Annotated in this window: 17 protein-coding genes, 1 tRNA gene and 1 pseudogene; 4 read left to right on the top strand and 15 right to left on the bottom strand. The window is 63.8% G+C overall.

Annotated elements, in window-relative coordinates; genetic code table 11:
* Nucleotides 1-91: 91 nt before the first annotated feature.
* The 10 genes and pseudogenes from QO058_RS16975 to QO058_RS16930 form a co-directional block, all read right to left on the bottom strand.
* A pseudogene (locus QO058_RS16975) lies at nucleotides 92-182 on the bottom strand (NAD(P)H:quinone oxidoreductase); the annotation flags it as partial.
* A 78-nt stretch (nucleotides 183-260) separates the two neighbouring features.
* Nucleotides 261-656 carry a hypothetical protein gene (locus QO058_RS16970; RefSeq protein WP_284167467.1) on the bottom strand — a complete coding sequence of 132 codons (396 nt, stop codon included), beginning with the start codon at nucleotides 654-656 and terminating at the stop codon, nucleotides 261-263.
* Between the two features lie 565 nt (nucleotides 657-1,221).
* Complete coding sequence (locus QO058_RS16965) at nucleotides 1,222-3,471, bottom strand: amylo-alpha-1,6-glucosidase (RefSeq protein ID WP_284167466.1); 2,250 nt, start codon at nucleotides 3,469-3,471, stop codon at nucleotides 1,222-1,224.
* 55 nt (nucleotides 3,472-3,526) lie between these two features.
* Nucleotides 3,527-4,579, bottom strand: a complete 1,053-nt coding sequence (locus QO058_RS16960; protein WP_284167465.1) for a glycosyltransferase family 4 protein — start codon at nucleotides 4,577-4,579, stop codon at nucleotides 3,527-3,529.
* Nucleotides 4,580-4,674: 95 nt separating this feature from the next.
* Nucleotides 4,675-5,841, bottom strand: coding sequence for an MFS transporter (locus QO058_RS16955; protein ID WP_284167464.1), 1,167 nt, complete (start codon nucleotides 5,839-5,841; stop codon nucleotides 4,675-4,677).
* Nucleotides 5,842-6,418: 577 nt separating this feature from the next.
* Complete coding sequence (locus tag QO058_RS16950; protein ID WP_284167463.1) at nucleotides 6,419-6,685, bottom strand: hypothetical protein; 267 nt, start codon at nucleotides 6,683-6,685, stop codon at nucleotides 6,419-6,421.
* A gap of 95 nt (nucleotides 6,686-6,780) precedes the next feature.
* Nucleotides 6,781-7,512 carry an ABC transporter permease gene (locus QO058_RS16945; protein WP_284167462.1) on the bottom strand — a complete coding sequence of 244 codons (732 nt, stop codon included), beginning with the start codon at nucleotides 7,510-7,512 and terminating at the stop codon, nucleotides 6,781-6,783.
* 16 nt (nucleotides 7,513-7,528) lie between these two features.
* Nucleotides 7,529-8,275, bottom strand: a complete 747-nt coding sequence (locus QO058_RS16940) for an ABC transporter permease (RefSeq protein ID WP_284167461.1) — start codon at nucleotides 8,273-8,275, stop codon at nucleotides 7,529-7,531.
* Between the two features lie 3 nt (nucleotides 8,276-8,278).
* A complete protein-coding gene (locus tag QO058_RS16935) occupies nucleotides 8,279-9,124 on the bottom strand; it encodes an ABC transporter ATP-binding protein (protein ID WP_284167460.1) in 846 nt (281 codons plus the stop codon).
* Nucleotides 9,121-10,110 (bottom strand): ABC transporter substrate-binding protein, encoded by a 990-nt coding sequence (locus tag QO058_RS16930; protein ID WP_284167459.1) that lies wholly within the window; start codon nucleotides 10,108-10,110, stop codon nucleotides 9,121-9,123. The genes QO058_RS16935 and QO058_RS16930 overlap by 4 nt, the downstream gene beginning before the upstream one ends.
* Nucleotides 10,111-10,636: 526 nt before the next feature.
* On the opposite strand from QO058_RS16930, the gene QO058_RS16925 reads away from it, so the two are divergent.
* Both QO058_RS16925 and QO058_RS16920 read left to right on the top strand, forming a co-directional pair.
* Entirely contained in the window at nucleotides 10,637-11,050 is a 414-nt protein-coding gene (locus QO058_RS16925) for a hypothetical protein (RefSeq protein ID WP_284167458.1), read from the top strand.
* The gene (locus tag QO058_RS16920) at nucleotides 11,041-12,525 is read left to right on the top strand and encodes a glycosyltransferase (RefSeq protein ID WP_284167457.1); all 1,485 of its coding nucleotides are present in this window, start codon (nucleotides 11,041-11,043) and stop codon (nucleotides 12,523-12,525) included. Before QO058_RS16925 ends, QO058_RS16920 begins: the two co-directional genes overlap by 10 nt.
* Before the next feature lie 47 nt (nucleotides 12,526-12,572).
* Here the strand turns inward: QO058_RS16920 and QO058_RS16915 are convergent, their stop codons facing one another.
* The 5 genes from QO058_RS16915 to QO058_RS16895 all read right to left on the bottom strand — a co-directional run bounded on the left by QO058_RS16915 (nucleotide 12,573) and on the right by QO058_RS16895 (nucleotide 15,398).
* Nucleotides 12,573-13,175 (bottom strand): SCO family protein, encoded by a 603-nt coding sequence (locus QO058_RS16915; RefSeq protein WP_284167456.1) that lies wholly within the window; start codon nucleotides 13,173-13,175, stop codon nucleotides 12,573-12,575.
* Between the two features lie 24 nt (nucleotides 13,176-13,199).
* Nucleotides 13,200-13,376 (bottom strand): hypothetical protein, encoded by a 177-nt coding sequence (locus QO058_RS16910; protein ID WP_284167455.1) that lies wholly within the window; start codon nucleotides 13,374-13,376, stop codon nucleotides 13,200-13,202.
* 95 nt (nucleotides 13,377-13,471) lie between these two features.
* A tRNA-Gly gene (locus QO058_RS16905) sits at nucleotides 13,472-13,546 on the bottom strand.
* 128 nt (nucleotides 13,547-13,674) lie between these two features.
* Complete coding sequence (locus QO058_RS16900; protein WP_284167454.1) at nucleotides 13,675-13,980, bottom strand: hypothetical protein; 306 nt, start codon at nucleotides 13,978-13,980, stop codon at nucleotides 13,675-13,677.
* Nucleotides 13,981-14,243: 263 nt separating this feature from the next.
* Complete coding sequence (locus tag QO058_RS16895) at nucleotides 14,244-15,398, bottom strand: 2'-deoxycytidine 5'-triphosphate deaminase (RefSeq protein ID WP_284172933.1); 1,155 nt, start codon at nucleotides 15,396-15,398, stop codon at nucleotides 14,244-14,246.
* Nucleotides 15,399-15,643: 245 nt separating this feature from the next.
* Here QO058_RS16895 and apaG point away from each other — a divergent pair, with 245 nt between their 5' ends.
* On the top strand, nucleotides 15,644-16,036 hold the full coding sequence (gene apaG / locus QO058_RS16890; protein ID WP_284167453.1) for a Co2+/Mg2+ efflux protein ApaG: 393 nt from the start codon (nucleotides 15,644-15,646) through the stop codon (nucleotides 16,034-16,036).
* Nucleotides 16,033-17,208, top strand: a complete 1,176-nt coding sequence (gene argE, locus QO058_RS16885; RefSeq protein ID WP_284167452.1) for an acetylornithine deacetylase — start codon at nucleotides 16,033-16,035, stop codon at nucleotides 17,206-17,208. The genes apaG and argE overlap by 4 nt, the downstream gene beginning before the upstream one ends.
* The last annotated feature ends 87 nt before the right edge of the window (nucleotides 17,209-17,295 follow it).

Here is a 17,295-nt window from a genome sequence, read left to right as displayed (position 1 = left end):
AGGAAGCGAACCTCCGCGCAGTCCCAGCGGCTTTCCAAGCGCGAGCCCGGCGACGATCGCGAGCAGCAGCATCCCGCGGCCGTCGAGGACGACATGTCGACGGTCGCGATCGGGGCGGCCTGGTCGAGCTTGAAGCCGGATTTGAGGGCGACCTCCTCGGAGACGAGTTCGGGCACGCGCTGTCGTTAAAGCCTACCGGCGCAAGATGCGAGCCAACGTGCGGCGATTGTCGAAGTCGTAGCAAGCTTGAGGAGCGGTTCTCATTGCCGCTGCGGCGCGTTGTCCTGCTTCGCTTCCTCCCAGGCTCGGATATCGGCAACCAGTCTGCCGAGCTCGTCAGCCTGCGGCGTACCCTCGGCATAATTGGCGAGATCCGCCACTCTTTGTGTCGCCGCCTCATACTGCTCCAGCGAGCTGATTGGATTGGTCATGGCTGCCGTTGCGGGAGAATCCTGCTTCAGCCGATAGGCATTGACGGCATCGATCAGCCCAACCCTTTCCGCCTCCTCGTCAGAACCCTCAGGTGCGATAGCCAGCCTGGCGATCCGCGCCTCTGCGGTCAGGCAATCGTCGGAATTCAGGATGGGGCGTCCGCCGAAGCCGACCTCTGGAGTGCTGAGCATGATGGTTCTCACTAGTTGGCTGTTTGAGCGCAACCTTTCGCGCGCCGCTGTGTTCCGCCCATAACGCGACATACCTAACAGCGTTCGGAACCTTCGCGTGCGGCCGGCATTAAACCCGCGAGCTCAGCGAGACAGAACAATAAGGGAGGATGCCATGAGCAGTCGCAAGCCAAAGCACGACGATACGGTTGGCCAGCCACGTAGGGCCTCAGATAGCCGGCCACGTCCCGGATTCGGCACACAGACAGCCAATGAGCCGCGTGGAAATGAAGGGCCGCCGCCGCGCAGTTCCAAAGGCGAGCGGAAGCCTTCGGAGTCATCGAGCGCTCTCGACCCGGGCCGGCCGTCCAAGGATGATTAAGAACGACGTCCCATCCCAACGAACCCGCCGCCGGCCAAGTTCCATCCATCGACCGAGTTGCGAAGACGCTGGTCAGATTGAAGTCGAGCTGGGCGCGCCAGCGCCCTTGCTCAGCGTCACCGCGCCCCCTGCGGCGGAACCACCGACATTGTTGACGAGGATGTCGATCGTGCCGAACTGCTCGATGCAGGCTCGGACCGCGGCCGCGACCTGGCCGCTATCGCCGCGCCTGCGAGGCTATCGCGTCTTCATCATCAGGACACTGGCGTCGCTCTCCGCCCATCGCTTCAGGACGTTGATGGTCACGTCGTTTTTGTGCCGATGCACGCGCAAGTCGAACTGGGAGCGAGCCAGTTTCAGACCTCGAAGCGTAATGTCGTCGAGAAACGACGGGAGGACCGGGTCGATCAACTTGATCTCGTTGGTGGCCGCCGGCAGTTCCAGCCCCAGACAGGCAGCCAGCATCGCAAAGGGGGCTGCCGCTGCCCAGGCCTGGGGCGAGCAGGCGACCGGATATGCGGTCGGCCCGCGTCGGCGCCTTCTCAGGAAGCCGCAGAATAGCTCCGGCAAGCGTTGCTGGTCCTGATAGGTCGACGCATCGAAGGTCGCCTCAAACAGCCGTGCTGCTTCGGGCTTTAAGCCATACTTGGCGAAGCCCAGCGCGATGAGGGCATTGTCGTGCGGCCACACCGAACCATTGTGATAGGACATTGGGTTGTAGCGGATCTCGCCGGCATTCAGTGTCCGGATTCCCCAGCCGCCGAAGCTGCCTTCACTCATCAAGGTCGCAGCGACTTTGGCCGCGCGCTCAGGCAGAGCAATGCCGGCGAACAAGGCATGCCCAGCGTTCGATGCCCGCACGCGACAAGGCCGCTTGTCACCATCGAGCGCCAGCGCGTAGGAGCCGATCTCCTCGCACCAGAAGGCGCGATCAAACTTCTCCCGCAGAGTAGACGCTGCCTGCTCGAGCTCAATCGCGCGATCGATAAGCCCCATGGCTCCCGCCATCGTCGCTGCCGCCCGCTTGGCGGCGTAGACATAGGCCTGCACCTCGACCAGCGCGATCGGGCCTTGGGCGAGGGACCCGTCGGCATGGGAGATCGAGTCGTGACTGTCCTTCCAGCCCTGATTGGCCAGGCCTTTATCCGTCTCGCGGTAATATTCGACGAAGCCATCGCCGTCGCGATCGCCGAAAGTATCGCACCACTGAAGCGCCCCCTGGATATGTTCCCAAAGTCGCTCGATCGTGGCGAGATCGCCGGTGCGCTCGAAATACTGCCCCGCTAACATGATAAAGAGCGGAGTGGCGTCCACGGAGCCATAGTAGAATCCGAAGGGCACCTCGCCGAGATTGGCCATCTCACCGCTGCGCCGTTCGTGCAGGATCTTGCCGGGCTGCGCGTCGGCTTCGGGATCGGTCGTGAGGGCCTGGGCTTTGGCCAATTGCAGCAGGACACCCCGTGCCACCGCCGGATCGGCCCAGAGCAGCATCATGGCGGTGATGATTCCGTCGCGCCCGAACATCGTCGAAAACCACGGAATACCGGCATAGGGATAGATGCCCTCGGAGCTGCGCGTCATCAGCGTATAAAGGTCCGAAGTCGAGCGCGTGATCAGGTCTGTGAAGAGGGCATTCGTCGATTCGACCTTGGTAATGTTCGACGTCAGCGCGCGCAAATCCCGGCGAGCATCCTGATAGGCCTTGGCAAAGCCTTGAGCCGGCACCCCGGACGCGTTCTGGATAGGTGACGCGTCCCGGCTCTGGGCATCGACCAGATCGCAGGCGACGGCCACGAGAAGCGAGGCTCGCTCGCCAGGCTTGAGAACGAACCGGAACGAGGCGCAATCTTTCGTCACCTGCACCGGTTCGGGGCTAAAGCGAAGGACCGTTCTGCGGATTCTGTCGTCGAGCCCGCGATAGGCGAAGCGCATGATGTTCGAAGCGACGTTCGTTTCCATTTCGCCGCGACGCGCCCGCTTCATTCCCCTGACTTCAAAGAGGTCGCGAAAATCCGCCGCGAAGCGCAAGGTCAGCCTGAATTCATGCGGCAGACGGTCGAAATTGCGCAATCCGATCCGCTCGTAACAGACCGAATTCCAGAGAAATTTCGTCCGCTCAATAGCGATGGCATCGCGGGGAATCATCGTTGTTCCATCCGCTCGCGTAATCTCTGGATTGGCCAGGTCCACGGTCAAGGACACGTTATCGTCCTGGATCACCGAGCTGAGCAGAAGGGGGCGCTTGTCTTCGAAGAACAGCTGCAGCCGCGAAAGGTGCCTGGTGTCGTTGCAGAATAGCCCTTCCGAGGTGTCCGCGGTGGTCCCCATGTCACCATAGCTATCGAGCACCGCGAAGGCGTCGCCGGATTTCAAAGTACGCAGTGGGCGATCGACGAGCGACGGGTGCGCATCGAGGGCATGATCGGCCGATCGTTCGTGCGGAGGCGGAATTTCGCGCTCGCTTGGAGCGACGCTGAGCTCATCCATCCGACTGCTCCTCTGCGGGGATCAGGTTCGAACCGATTGGGCCATGGCTCTGCGTCTATTCTGCGGCCCTGCGCGGTTCTCGTGATGAAGCCAGCAGACGGTCAAATGCGTCGAGATAGTCGCTCGCCATCCTCGCCGCGGTAAAATGGCTTTCGAAATACTGCCGCACCTGGAGGCGGTCTATTATCGCGCTGCGATGGGCGGCGGCGACCGCTTCAGCCATGGTGTCGACGATGATTCCGGACACGCCGTCTTGGACCACTTCGGGCACAGACCCATTACGCCAGGCGATGACCGGTGTTCCCGCCGACATGGCTTCGATCATAACGAGCCCGAAGGGCTCGGGCCAATCGATCGGGAAAAGGAGGGCCCGCGCTCCACCAAGAAATGCTGCCTTTTCTGCTTCGTCGATCTCACCAATAAATTCGATCAGGGGATGATCGAGCAGCGGCTTGATTTCGGTTCTGAAATAGTCGGCATCGACCGGGTCGACCTTTGCGGCGAGCTTGAGAGGCATGCCGGCCTGCTTGGCGATCTCAATCGCGCGATCCGGCCGCTTTTCGGGCGTGATGCGCCCGAGGAATGCCAGATAGTCCCCGCCCTGATTATCGAACGGGCACAAGCCGGGGCCCAGTCCATGATGGACCGTCGCCAACCAGTTCGCCGTGTCCGGCATCGGTTGGCGCTGACAATCCGAAATCGAGATCAGGGGCATCTTCGGAAAAGTTCGGTAGACTGGGAGAAAATCCGGCAGGTCCAGGCGGCCATGCAGCGTTGTCACGCATTTATGGGCGAGATCGCGGAATAATGCATGCTGCAGCAGATCGAGATGGAAATGGATGATATCGAACGCCGACGCCTGGTCTAACACCTTGGCAAGCATGGCAAGATGGCTCGCGGTATGATCGCGAATGCCCGCAAGCCGCAGGCCTTGCGGGGCGCACGATACCAGTTCGGCGGAGGTGGTTGAATCGCCCGACGCGAAGAGCGTAACCTGATGTCCTTGCCGAACGAGTTCTTCGGTGAGCCACGACGCGACGCGCTCCGTGCCCCCGTACATCTTCGGTGGAACTGACTCCGCCAGCGGTGCAACCTGCGCGATCCGCATTCCATTTCTCCGGCCCCCAAACGCCACCAAACTCAAGCCTGCAAGCAACGCCGATTCTGCCGAAAAGTTCGAAATCAGGTGCCGGTGAAGCTTTTTTAAGCTTGGGCTTTGGGAACCGTTTCGGGCATGGCCACCATCATCAGAACAAGGGCGACCAACGCCACACCGGACAAGACGGCAAAAGCGACACTGTATCCGGCCCAGACGACGAGGCTGCCGGCAAACACGTAACTCGATGCTCCGCCGACGCCCTGAATCGTGCCGATGATGCCGCGGGCTAGGTTGTAACGACCGCTGCCCTGGACGGCGCCGAGAAGAACCAGCGGCAGCAAGACGTCGAATAGTCCGGCTCCCACCCCGTCGAGCAGCTGGAAGCCGATCATCCAGTAGGGATCGTCGACAAGGGCAAACAGGATGCCGCGCAGCGGCACGGCGGCGAAGGCCAAAATAAGCAGGGTCCTCCCGCCGATCAGATTGGCCCGCATGACCAGGAAGGCCATCGGGATCGTCGCGAGCTGGGCGACGATGATCGCTGCTGAGGTCACGGCTGACTCGAAGCCTTTTGCCTCGAGCGCCAGTTTCTGGCTCGCGAGGGCCAGCATCGGGGCATTGGCGAAATGGAACAGGGCAGTCCCGAGTGCCAACACCACGAAAGGTCTCTCGGCAAATAACTGCCGCCAGCCGTAGGGGCGGCTCCGACTGTGATCGGTCTCCTCAAGACCGCGAGCCAGTTCATGATCGATGGCATGTGGCGGAATTGAAAGGACCGCAATCGTCGTCAGCGCGGCGAATAGCGGAAGCATATAAAAAACCCCGCGTTGCCCGAAGTAGGTGCCGACCACCCCTGCTAGCGCGGCGATAAACAAATTGCCGAAACGGTCGAATACGGCGTTGCGGCCGAGCTGGGCGGCGACGCCGCGAGACCCGAACAGACCAAGTGTGATGGCGGCGACTGTCGGCGCGAACACCGCGCCCAATAGCGCCATAGTGACATCCGCTACGAAGACAACGCTGAGCGTTGGGAAAGTCACAATCGCGACTCCCAACAGCGCCAGCGCCCAGGCACCGCCAATAATGAGAGCCCGCTTGGCGCGGGTACCATCGATCAGGGCGCCGATCGGTGCATGAAACGCAATACCGATCAGCCCGCTTGCGGTCATGAGAGCGCCGATCGTCGCCTGATCCCAGCCGGCCTCCGTTAGCAGAAACACGTTGACGTAGGGTCCAAGGCCACCCCTTAGGTCGGCCAGCAAGAAGTTCAACCAGTCGAGGCTCGGCCGATACGACACTGGATCCTCGCTTGGGCATGAGCAGGGGTCAGGCGCAAAATTAGTTCCGAGCGAGCTCCAAGCTTTTATCGCTGCGTTCTACGCCGCCTCGGCTTATGGCTTCGCACTCAAAGCAAAAGTGCGGATTCTCCACGAACATCGCGGCCCGCCCATTGTTCCCGATGGACCAGCTGAAGACCTGGCCGCGACTCACGGCCCGCCGGATTCTTCAACACGGTGGATTGCTGACGTCTTCAATGCTAATCCGCCGCCAGGCAACTCGTCTTCATTTACGGTCCGGTCGTCTCGGGAAAGCTAACGATTGCGCGGGAAATCGCCGAGCAAGCCGGCTTCGCGCTGTTTCATAACCACCTGGTCGTGGATAGCGTCGATGCCGAGCCGGGCGGCTTTCGGCAAACTCCGCTCCGTCGAGCTTCTACGGGAACTTCGGCCTGTCCACGTCTTGGGCACCGCACGCGACCAGCAAAGACGTGGATGGTCGGGACGAGCCCGACCATGACGGAGGAGACGGATTCACAGCCTCCGGAATGCATGCCGCACGCGGCCGCCCTCAGAAGCCCTGCGGTAGGACGCCGCTGCCATAAAAGTCGGTCTGCCGGGTCGTGCTGTTGATGCCGGAGCGGACATAGGCGGGCCCGCCCTCGCGAGCCGGAGGCAGGCCGAGATCGAGCGTGCCGCCATCCGGCGGTGGCGCGGACCGCACGACGCGAGTCCGCACCGGAGCGGGCTCCGAGACGCCGATGGGCTCCTCGCGCGAGACGCAGCCGCCGAGCAGGGCGACGAGAACGGCGGTGGCGCCGAAATGATAGAGGTTCATGGGTTTTCCAGTGCGGCGCGCAGGCTGCGGCGAGCGGGATGAGTCCGCCGCAGCCTGCATGACTGGCACGATCGGCGCAAGCGCCGGAAGGCGCTTTAGCGGTGTGTCAGACGCCGGTCGAAGCGCATCATCAAGGCGTTGCAGGTGACGGCGAAGACGGTCAGCAGCAGCGCGATCGCCATGATCGTGTCGATCTGGCCGATATTGATGGCGCTGGTCAGCATGAAGCCGAGGCCGCGCTGCGAAGCGAACATCTCGCCGATCAGCACGCCGAGCAGCGTCAGCGAAAAGCCGAGCCGGACGCCGGAAATGATCTCGGGCAGGATCGCCGGCATGATCACGGTGAAGGCGTTCTGCGAGGCCGAGAGCCGCATCACCTGCGACGTCCGGCGATAGACCGGCTTCATCTGGCGGATGGCGTTCATCGAGAACAGCGTGATCGGGATCAGCCCGTGCATCACGCCGAAAGCGATCTTGGCGGAGATGCCGAGGCCAAAGCAGAGCAGCACCAGCGGATAAAGCACGACCTTCGGAATCGAATAGAGCGTCGTCAGGATCGGCTCGGCGACATTGCCGGCGAGCTTGCGGACGCCGAGCACGATGCCGAGCGTGATGCCGCCGGCAAGCGAGATCGCGAAGGCGGCGACGAAGGCGCGCATCGTCTCGGAGACGTTGAGCCAGAACTCGCCGGTGGCGAGCAGGGCGGCGAGCTTGGTGACCGTGTGTACCGGCGAGGCCAACGAAGAGGCGCCGACCAGCAGATGCAGGCCCTGCCAGAGAACGATGAGGGCCAGGAGGACGAGGAGCGTACCAGCTGACCGTGGCATGAGAGCTGTCATGGCGTCACCGCTGCCGGCGCGCCTGGAGGCGCCGATCGACAATGTTGAGGAGGGTGTTGACGACGGTGACGACGATGAGCACGAGCAGCATCAGCGCGTACATGTGCCCGTTCTCGAACAGGTTGTAGGCATAGGCGATCGCGTAGCCGACGCCGGCACCCGACAGGATGAACTCCGAGGCGATGACGCCGATGAAGGAATAGGCGACCGAGAGCTTCACCCCGGTGAAGAGGTAGGGCATCGCTGCCGGCAGCTCGATCAGCAGCGCGGTCTTCATCCGTGACATCCGGTAGATCTGGCCGGTCTTGCGCAGCACGCGCGGGATGCGGTCGAGCCCGCTCAGCGTCGCTGTGACCATCGAGACGACCGCAAGCAGCACCGCGATCGCGATGATCGAGGCGGAGCCAACGCCGAAGAGGGTGATGAAGATCGGATAAAAGACGAAGGTCGGGACGGCGTAATAGCTCGCCAGCAGCGGCTCGATCGCATCGCGCAGGCTCGGCAGCGAGTAGATGATCACCCCGGCCGCGAAACCGAGCAGCACCGAGAGCACGGTCGAGATCGCGATATTGGTGAAGGTGATCTGGATATCGGCCGAGAACTGCCCGGAGGCGAGGATCTTGCCGAGCTCGACGACCATGTCGGACGGGGCGATCATCACCATGCGCGGGATGACGTCGACGCGGCAGAGCGCCTCGACCAGCAGGATCATCGCGGTGACGACCGCGACGCGCAGCCATTTCTCGGACATGGTTCAGGCCTTTCCGGCCGACATGATCTTCAGCGCCTCGATGCGCAGCTTTTCCCAGAGCCGGGCGGTGATGTCGCCGAAATGCGGCGTCGAGACGACGCGGCTGTCCCGATCTCGTTCCCAGCCGGTCTCGACGAAATCGATGAAGGTGCCGGGGCGGGTCGACATCACGCCGACGCGGTCTGACAGCATCGCGGCTTCGTCGAGCGCGTGGGTGATGAGCAGCACGGTGGCGGAGGTCTCGCGCCAGAGCCGCAGCAATTCGTCGCCCATCAGCAGCCGGGTCTGCTGGTCGAGCGCGCCGAAGGGCTCGTCGAGCAGGATCAATCTGGGCTGCAGCACAAGCGTCCGCGCAATGCAAACCCGCTGGCGCATGCCGCCGGAGAGCTGCGCCGGATAGGAGCCGGCGAAGTCCTTCAGCCCCATGAAGCCAACGGCATAATCGACCCGCCTGGCGATCTCAGCCGGATCCACGCCGGCACGCCTCAGCCCGAAGGCGACATTGTCGCGTACGCTGAGCCAGGGAAACGACGCGTCCTCCTGGAAAACGACGCCGACACCATCAGGCACACCCCTGATCGGCTTGCCCTCGAACTCGGCCGTGCCAGCTTGTGGCTCGCTCAGGCCGGCAAGAATATCGAGCAGGGTCGACTTGCCGCAGCCGGACGGACCGACCACCGAGAAGAACTCGCCCTTGGCGAGATCGAGATCGATCGGGCCAAGCGCATGCAGGGTCGATTTCGGCAGTTCGAAGACCCGGGTGACGCCGCGCAACCTGGCGTGTGCGTCGATGGCTGTGGCCTGGGGCGCGAGCGGCACGATCTTGGCCCCCGATGCCGCCGCGCTCATTGCTTGGCCTGGAGGTCGGCGGGCAGATAGGACTTGTCGAGGATGGCCGACCAGTCGACATCGGCCTTGACCTCGCCGATCAGCTTGAGACCCTCGACCATGCGGTTGAGCTCGGAGACGCTGAACTCGCCCTCGCTCCACATCTTCGGCCCTATCATGTTGTCGACGGCTTCCTTGGCGATCGGCGGATCGAGCTTGTAAATCTTCTCGATGATCTTGGCCGTCTCGGCCGGGTCCTTGTAGATCGCCTGTACCCCGGCGCGGCGGCCGGCGATGATCGCCTTGAGCTTCTCGGGGTTCTCCTGCGCAAATTTGCGCGTGGTGATGCCGACCGAGGTCGTCATCGGCTGCAGGATGTCGCCGGCCTTGTAGAGCGTGCGGTACTTGTCCTTGCGGATGATCGAGAGCGGCTCGATCAGCACCGAGCCGACGACGGCGTTCTGCTCGAGCATGGTCAGGGCCGGCACATAGCCGCCGGCCGCGACGCGCTGGACCTTGCTTTGGTCGACGCCCTTCTCGCGCAGCACCATCAGCAACAGCATTTCCGACACCGATTTCGGCGAGGTGATCGCGACCTTCTTGCCAACGAGGTCCTCGACACTCTTGAGCGGCGAGTCCGGCATGACGACCATCGATGCCTCGGCGACGCTGCGCGTGCCGGTGTTGACGATGATCAAGTCGAGCCCCTGCGCCTTGGCGGCGAGCGCAGCGGAGACGGCGACCTCGCCATAGGGCGTCGCGCTGGCGAGAATGTTGCGGACCGTGGTGCCGCCGCCGCCCGAGCCGATGATGCCGGTGATGTCGATGCCGGCCTGCTTGAACAGGCCCTTCTCCATCGCGACCGCGTAAGGCGCGCCATAGAGGCTCGCGCCCCATTGGGTGACGGAGATTTCCTCGGCGCGTGCCGGCGCCTGCAGAGTGAGCACGGCCGCAGCCGCCATGGCCGCGAGACGGTTGAACGAAGTCAGGCCAAGCCAAGCGGTCATGTCACTCTCCCATTGAGGCACGCCGCCGATCGTTATCGTTGCAGCAGGCCGGACATTCGCGTCCAAATTTCATTTGTATGCAAACAACGATCTCAATGGATTTGAAGCTTGTCAAGCGATTTGAGACCGACGAATTGCAAACTGCAGGCCGCAGCGCGGAAGCGAGACTATCGTGCCAGAATCCGTTCGCAACTGCGAAATCGAACGGGCTTCGAACAGAGCCGTGCCAGCAGAATTCGGCGTGAAATCACCGACTTGCGGCGCGCGCGAGTGGCTTGGGTGCCGAGGCGCAGAGCACAAGGCGATCGGCGACTCGCGCCAGCACTTACCGGCATCGAGACGGATCCCTTCAAACAGGGCCGCTCTTTTTATTTGTATACAAACGACCTGGTGAAGTCCTGGCTGCCGCAGGGAATCGAACTGCCCTATCGTCCCCGCCTAACCTCGGACTCGACTCTGACGTTACGATAAGCAACCATAAGTTGCCGCCGGTTGGAGGGCCATCAGCCGCGGTTGGGGGATGGGGATGGGGGCTCAAGCTTGGCCGCAGGCCGGCACAGGCCGGGCGTATGCGTCCGGCCTGCCCGCGGAGATCGCGTTTCTGGCTGAGCAAGGCGTTCCGCCTGCGCAATTGCGGGAGGCGGCCAGGCTCTCGGAACGGATCGGCGTCTCATCAAGCCGGCAGGTCATCGCGTCGGGCCTTGTCACGGAAGAGCAGTTTTATCGCGCGCTGGCAGCCGAACTCGAACTCCGTTTCCAGCCCGGCTCACCACCCTTGCAACCCGGGGGCGACGTTTCGGCGATCCTGCGCGAAGGCATGGCCGCGACAGTCGCTCGCCCTGAAAGCCCGGTCCGGTTTGCGGTCGCGCCTCCCCCGGGGCGGCGCTGCGCCGCTTTCTCGCAGCGAAACCCTATACCCGCCACGATATCGTGGTTCTGACGCCGGCAACGCTGGCGGCCGAGTTGTGGCGCGCCAATGCCGGAGCCCTCGCCTGCGAGGCAGCCTGGATGGATGAAGCCGGACTTCAGCGTTTCAGTGCGCGAACCGGCACGAGCTGGCCACAGAAGCTCCTGGCGTTTCTCGCCCTCGGTCTTCTCTGCGCAATCGGCGCACTCGAACCTGTCACGACATTGATCGGCGTGGCTCTGGCCCTGGGGGCCCTCTTCTTCGCCACCGTGGTCCTCCGGCTGGCCGCCCTGATCGAAAAGGCGCCAGTTGATCTCTGGCGCGAGCATCGCTGGCAAGTCGATGACAGCCGGCTGCCGGTCTATACCGTCGCCGTCCCGATCTTCGGCGAGGAAGCCGTGCTCGATCAGTTAATCGAGGGACTGTCTGCTCTCGACTATCCTGCCGCCAAGCTCGACATCCGTATCCTTGTCGAGGAAATCGACTGGGGCCTGCGCCGCGCCCTCGCCGCCCGCGAGCTTCCGCCTTTCATGCAGGTCATGATCATCCCGCGCGGCGTCCCACAGACCAAGGCGCGCGCGCTCAACCGGGCACTGGCCGAAGCGCGCGGCGAGCTGTTCACCATCTTCGACGCCGAGGATGTCCCCGATCCCCGGCAGTTGCGTCTTGCTGCAGCCCGCTTCCTTCGCTCGGATGCCGAGCTCGTCTGCCTGCAGGCCCGTCTCGTCATCGACAACCCCGATGACGGCTGGCTCTCCGGTTGCTTCGCGCTCGAATATGCCGGCTTGTTCGACGTGCTCAACCCCGGCCTGTTGCAATCGGGCCTGCCGATCATGCTCGGCGGCACCTCCAATCATTTCCGGACCGAAGCGCTGCGACGGGTCGGCGGCTGGGATCCCTGGAATGTCACGGAGGATGCCGATATCGGCTTTCGCCTCGTCCGCGCCGGCGGCTACATGGCCGACCTGCCCTGCCGCACGCTCGAAGAGGCCCCGCACCACCTGCCAGCCTGGCTGAGGCGTTGGCACAAGGGCTATCTGCAAACGCTGATCAGCCATCTGCTAAGGCCCGCCCGCTTCCTGCGCGAGGCGGGTTTCACTGCCACGCTGACCTTTCTGGCGCTGGTGCTGGGCACCTTGCTCGGAACGCTCTTCTACCCGCTGTTCATCGCGACGACGGTACTGGCAGTGCTCGACGGCTCGTTGTTCGTGCCACGCAATGCCCTGGAGCTGCTGTGCTCCTCACTTGCGCTGGCGCTGGCCGGAAGCGGCATTTGCGCCATCTTCCTCGTGCCCGCGCTCGGCGCCTGGCGGCGCGGCGCAATCGATTTATGGCGTTGGCTGCCGCTCCTGCCGATCTATTATCTGCTCGCCTCGCTGGCAGCGTGGCTCGCGCTCTACGATTACTTCCACGACCGGTTCGGCTGGCACAAGACCGCGCACGGCCTCGCCCGCTCCTCACGCTACCGCAGGCGAGCGCGCGGCCGACCGCGCCTAGACTCAAAGTGAGAGACCGATTCACCGACCAGATTGATTCAATCTGATCGAATTAGGTTCTAGAGATGGCGCAGCCATTCCTGCGCCGCCTCCGCCGGCGGGCGCTCGATATTGAAGGCCCCGACAAAGCCGCCGTTCTTGTCCATCAGATAGACCAGGGCGGTATGGTCCATGGTGTAGTCGCCATCCTTGAGCGGCACCTTGCGGGAATAGGCACGGTAGGCCTTGATCGTCGCATCTATCGCGGCGCGCTCGCCGGTTAGCCCGACGATGCGCGGGTCGAACGAGCCGAGATAGCTCTTCATCGTCTCGGCCGTGTCGCGCTCCGGATCGACCGAGATGAACAGCGCCTTGAGCTTTTCGCCCTTGGCTCCGGCCGCCCGCAGCACCTCCGAGATCTCGAACAGCTTGGTCGGGCAGATGTCGGGACAATGGGTGAAGCCGAAGAAGACGAGGAAGGGCGCGCCGCGCAGATCCTTGTCGGTCAGCGTCTTGCCCTCGCTGTTGGTGAGCGAGAACGGGCCGCCGACGCTCGAGGCAAGGCTCTGCCCGCTCTGACGGGAGCCGGGCGCAAAGGTGATGAAGGCGGCTGCGGCGAGCGCGGCGGCACCCAGCACGAAGACCAGCAGGGGCAGGAGCAGGCGGCGATTCACGGGGGACATCCTCGAATGCGGGCGAAGTGCCGCTCAGAAGCAGGCGAGGAGCGCGGCGATCAGCCCGTCGGTGAACAGGCGATCGCCCTCGCGCCACCAGAGCAGCAGGCCAGCCGCCAGTAGCAGGCCAAAGCCGCCGGCGAGCAGCCAGAGGCCAAAGCGTGGGCTCGGCGCTGCATCCTGCATCTCGGTCTGTAGAGGTGCGCTCATCGCAGCAATCTAGCGCTGCAAAGCCTCAGCCGAAAGCGGCGTTCATGCCGCAGGGGCACACCGCGGAAGCGGGACGCTCGACAATGTCGGAAATTTGGAGCGGGCGATCGGGATCGAACCGACGACATTCAGCTTGGGAAGCTGACGTTCTACCACTGAACTACGCCCGCACTCCTGTCCGTATAGCCGGGCCGGGCTGCCGGCCGCAAGCCGGCCGATCGGAGATTTCCGACCGTGGAACAGAAAACCGCGCCGGACCCCTGTCGTCCGGCGCGGCTTGGTTCAGACGTAGGACGTCTTAGTAGCAGCCGTAATAGCCGCAGCCATAGCCATAACCGTAGCCGTAATGGCGGCGGGACGAAGCGGCGATGACCGCACCGCCGACCGCGCCAGCGACGACACCGGCCGCGACCGCGTTGCTGGCCTGGGCATTGGAGCGGCGGAAGCTCTGGAAGACCTCGCTGCGGCAGCGCTCGAAAGCGCGGGTGCCGGGGCGATGGCCGGCATCGATGCAGACCTGGTCGGACTCGGCCGCCGATTGCTCGACGGACTGGCAACCGGCGAGGCCGGCGGCGAGAACGCCGGCGATGATGAGGGCGCGCATGAGAAATCCTTTCCCTGTAGACGTTTGGCTAGAAAAGCCATTGAGCGGGAGGCCGTCAACTGCGCCCCGCTGGTGACACAAGCATGAACACGCCGCAGGCCAGGGGCCGGCGGCGTCCTCCGCGCTTGCTGCCATCTGACACGGAATCGCCACCATGTCGCCCCGAAGGTTGCCGCCAAGGTAGCATTCGCTGGCAAAACAGGAATCTGCGGCTAACGAAGGCTTGAGCCGACCGCGCAGAGCGAGCGGTTCTTGTAACCAGGCTAGCTGCGGAAATGCTTGGAGAGCTTCAGCGCCTGGCCCTGATAGTTCGAGGTGCCGATCGCGCCATAGAGGGCATCGGGCTCGGCGGCCATGCGCTCGAAGGCGAGGCGACCGACCACCTGCCCGTCCTCGAGCAGGAAGGGCACCTCATGGCTCCTGACCTCGAGCACACCGCGACTGCCGGGCATGCCGCCGGCACCGGCGCCAAAGCCCGGATCGAAGAAGCCTGCGTAGTGGACGCGGAATTCGCCCATGGTCGGATCGATCGGAGCCATCTCGGCGGCATAACCCGGCGGAATATGCAGCTTCTCCTTGGAGGCGAGGATGTAGAACTGATGCGGATCGAGGATGAGCCTCTTGTTTGGCCTTGCCAGGATCGGCGTCCAGAAATCGCCGACTGAATAGTGACCGACGCGATCAACATCGATCACGTCGGTGAAGCGTTGCGCTTGATATCCTATGGTTTCCTGCTCATGGGAGCCGGCAAGGTGGATGCTAAAATTGAGGCCATTGCGAATTGTGGCGTGGCCATCAACGAGCGGCGTTTCTTCGTGGACTTTCTGGAGCTCTTTATCGTCAAGGCGGAAGCCAGATGCCTCGTCTTGCATCGAACCGCGGCGCCGAAAGCGAAGCTGATTGAGGCGGCTGCCCTTACGCACCCTGATCGAAAAACTGGAAGGCGAGATTTCAGCGTAGAGCTTGCCGGAGTAACCGCCAAGAATGGTGTCAAAGACTTCACTGCGGTCGGCGATCAGGCGGGTGAAGACGTCGAGCCGGCCGGTCGAGCTCTTCGGATTGGCGAAAGCGGAGATGCTCGTCGGCAATGCGTGCAGCGACTCCATCAGCTCGACGACATAAACGCAGTTCCTTTCCAAGATGGCACCGTCACCTTCAAGTGACATTTCGTCTTGGGTGAGTTCACTGAGCACCTGCGCGACGCTCTTGTTGGGCCCGGGCAGGAAGCTGGCGCGCACCCGATAGGCCTTGTGGCCGAGGCGCAGGTCGAGGCTGGCCGGCTGGTATTGGCTCTCGGCGAAGGCGCCCGAGGTCGAACGGAGCATGTTGCGTTGGACGAGCTTGCGGATGTCCTGGCGCGGCAGCACGCCGGAGGGGCCGGCGAGCGAAGCCGGGGCAGTCGCGATTTCAGCCAGCATGTCAGGCGCATTTGCCATGGCGCTATCAGACCACCTTGTGAAGTGCGGCGCAAAGCTAAGCCCGCCGCGAGATTGACCGTTCTTCTTGCCGCGGCGGAGCGCGGCTGGCGAGTCCGACGTCGCGTTGTCCACATGCCCGCTCGCCGCCGGGCTGGCCCGCAAGTACAACCGGCTGATGGCATTGACGCTGCGCCGCGCCAAGTCATAACAAGGCCTTCCCGCCCTGCCGGCACGGAACCGCGATCATGTACCAGGCCGAAACGCATGGCGTGCGCGTAACCGCCTCGCCCAAGTTCATGGACTCTGAGTCCACGCCCGACCAGAGCCGCTATTTCTGGGCCTATACGATCGAGATCGAGAATTTCTCGCCGCGCACCATGCAGCTGATGACACGCCACTGGTTCATCACCGACGGGCGCGGCGAGGTGCACGAGGTCCGCGGCGACGGCGTGATCGGCCAGCAGCCGGTGCTGCAACCGGGCGAGCGCTTCAGCTACACCTCCGGCTGCCCGCTGATGACGCCCGACGGCAGCATGCGCGGCTTCTACGCCATGCTCGGCGAGGACGGCGTGATCTTCGATGTCGAGGTGCCGCTTTTCCCGCTCGACTCGCCCTATGTGAAGAAGGTCCTGCATTGAACGCGACAACACCGACCGGGCAGCGCTACCAGCCGCTCGATATGCTTGCCCGCCTCGTCGCCTTCGACACGGTGAGCCATAAATCCAATCTCGACCTGATCGCCTTCGTCGAGGACTACCTCGCGGGCTGGGGCGTGCCATCCGTGCGTTTTCCGAATGCGACAGGGGACAAGGCCGCGCTGTTCGCCACGATCGGCCCGCAGGACAAGGGCGGTGTCGTCCTCTCCGGCCATACCGATGTCGTGCCGGTCGAAGGCCAGGCCTGGTCGCGCGATCCGTTCACGCTGCATGTCGAGGACGGCAAGGCCTATGGCCGCGGCTCTGTCGACATGAAGGGCTTCGTCGCACTGGCGCTTGCGCTCGTGCCGGATTTTCTCGCTGCGAACCTCAAGACGCCGATCCACCTGTTCTTCTCCTATGACGAGGAGGTGACCTGCCTCGGCGTCGTCGACGGCATCGCCGCGATGGGCAAGAGCCTGCCGCGGCCGCGCGCCGTGATCGTCGGTGAACCGACCTCGCTCGAACTCGCCGACGCGCATAAGGGCATCCGGACCTTCTTCACCACCATCACCGGCTTTGCGGCGCATTCCTCGAAGCCGCATCTTGGCGCCAGCGCGATCCATGCCGGGACGCGGCTCGCCGCTGGGCTCGTCGCCATGGCCGACGAGCACGAAGGCCGCCTCGACGAGAGCGGCCGCTTCGATCCGCCCTACGACACCGTCCATATCGGCAAGTTCCATGGCGGCATCGCCCGCAACATCCTGGCCGATCGCTGCGATCTCGCCTGGGAGGTGCGCACGCTGCCGGGCTCCAACCCGCAGGAAGTGCCGGCCCGCTTCGCCGCGCTGTCGCAGGAGGTGCTGGCGCGCATGCGCAGGACCGCGCCATCGGCGGCGATCGAGACGGTGATGAGCTCGGACGTGCCGGGCCTGGCGCCCGATCCCGGCTCGGAAGCCGAGACGCTCGTGATGCGCCTTGCCGGGCGCAACAGCACCATCGCCGTCGCCTATGCGACCGAGGCCGGGCATTTCCAGCGCGCGGGACTGCCGACGATCGTCTGCGGCCCGGGCTCGATCGACCAGGCGCATCAGCCGGACGAGTACATCACGCTGGAGCAGTTCGCCGCGGGCGAAGCCTTCATGCGCCGGCTGATGGCCGAGTGCCGGGCGTAAGCGATACCGTCATGGTCGGGCTTGTCCCGACCATCCACGTCTTCGCTTCAATGCGTGAGAGGGCTGTGTTCAAAACGTGGATGCTCG

This window comes from Bosea vestrisii, assembly GCF_030144325.1.
Classification (GTDB): domain Bacteria; phylum Pseudomonadota; class Alphaproteobacteria; order Rhizobiales; family Beijerinckiaceae; genus Allobosea; species Allobosea vestrisii_A.
The sequence above is the reverse complement of the archived record's forward strand: the minus strand, read 5'-3'. Positions and strand labels throughout refer to the sequence as shown.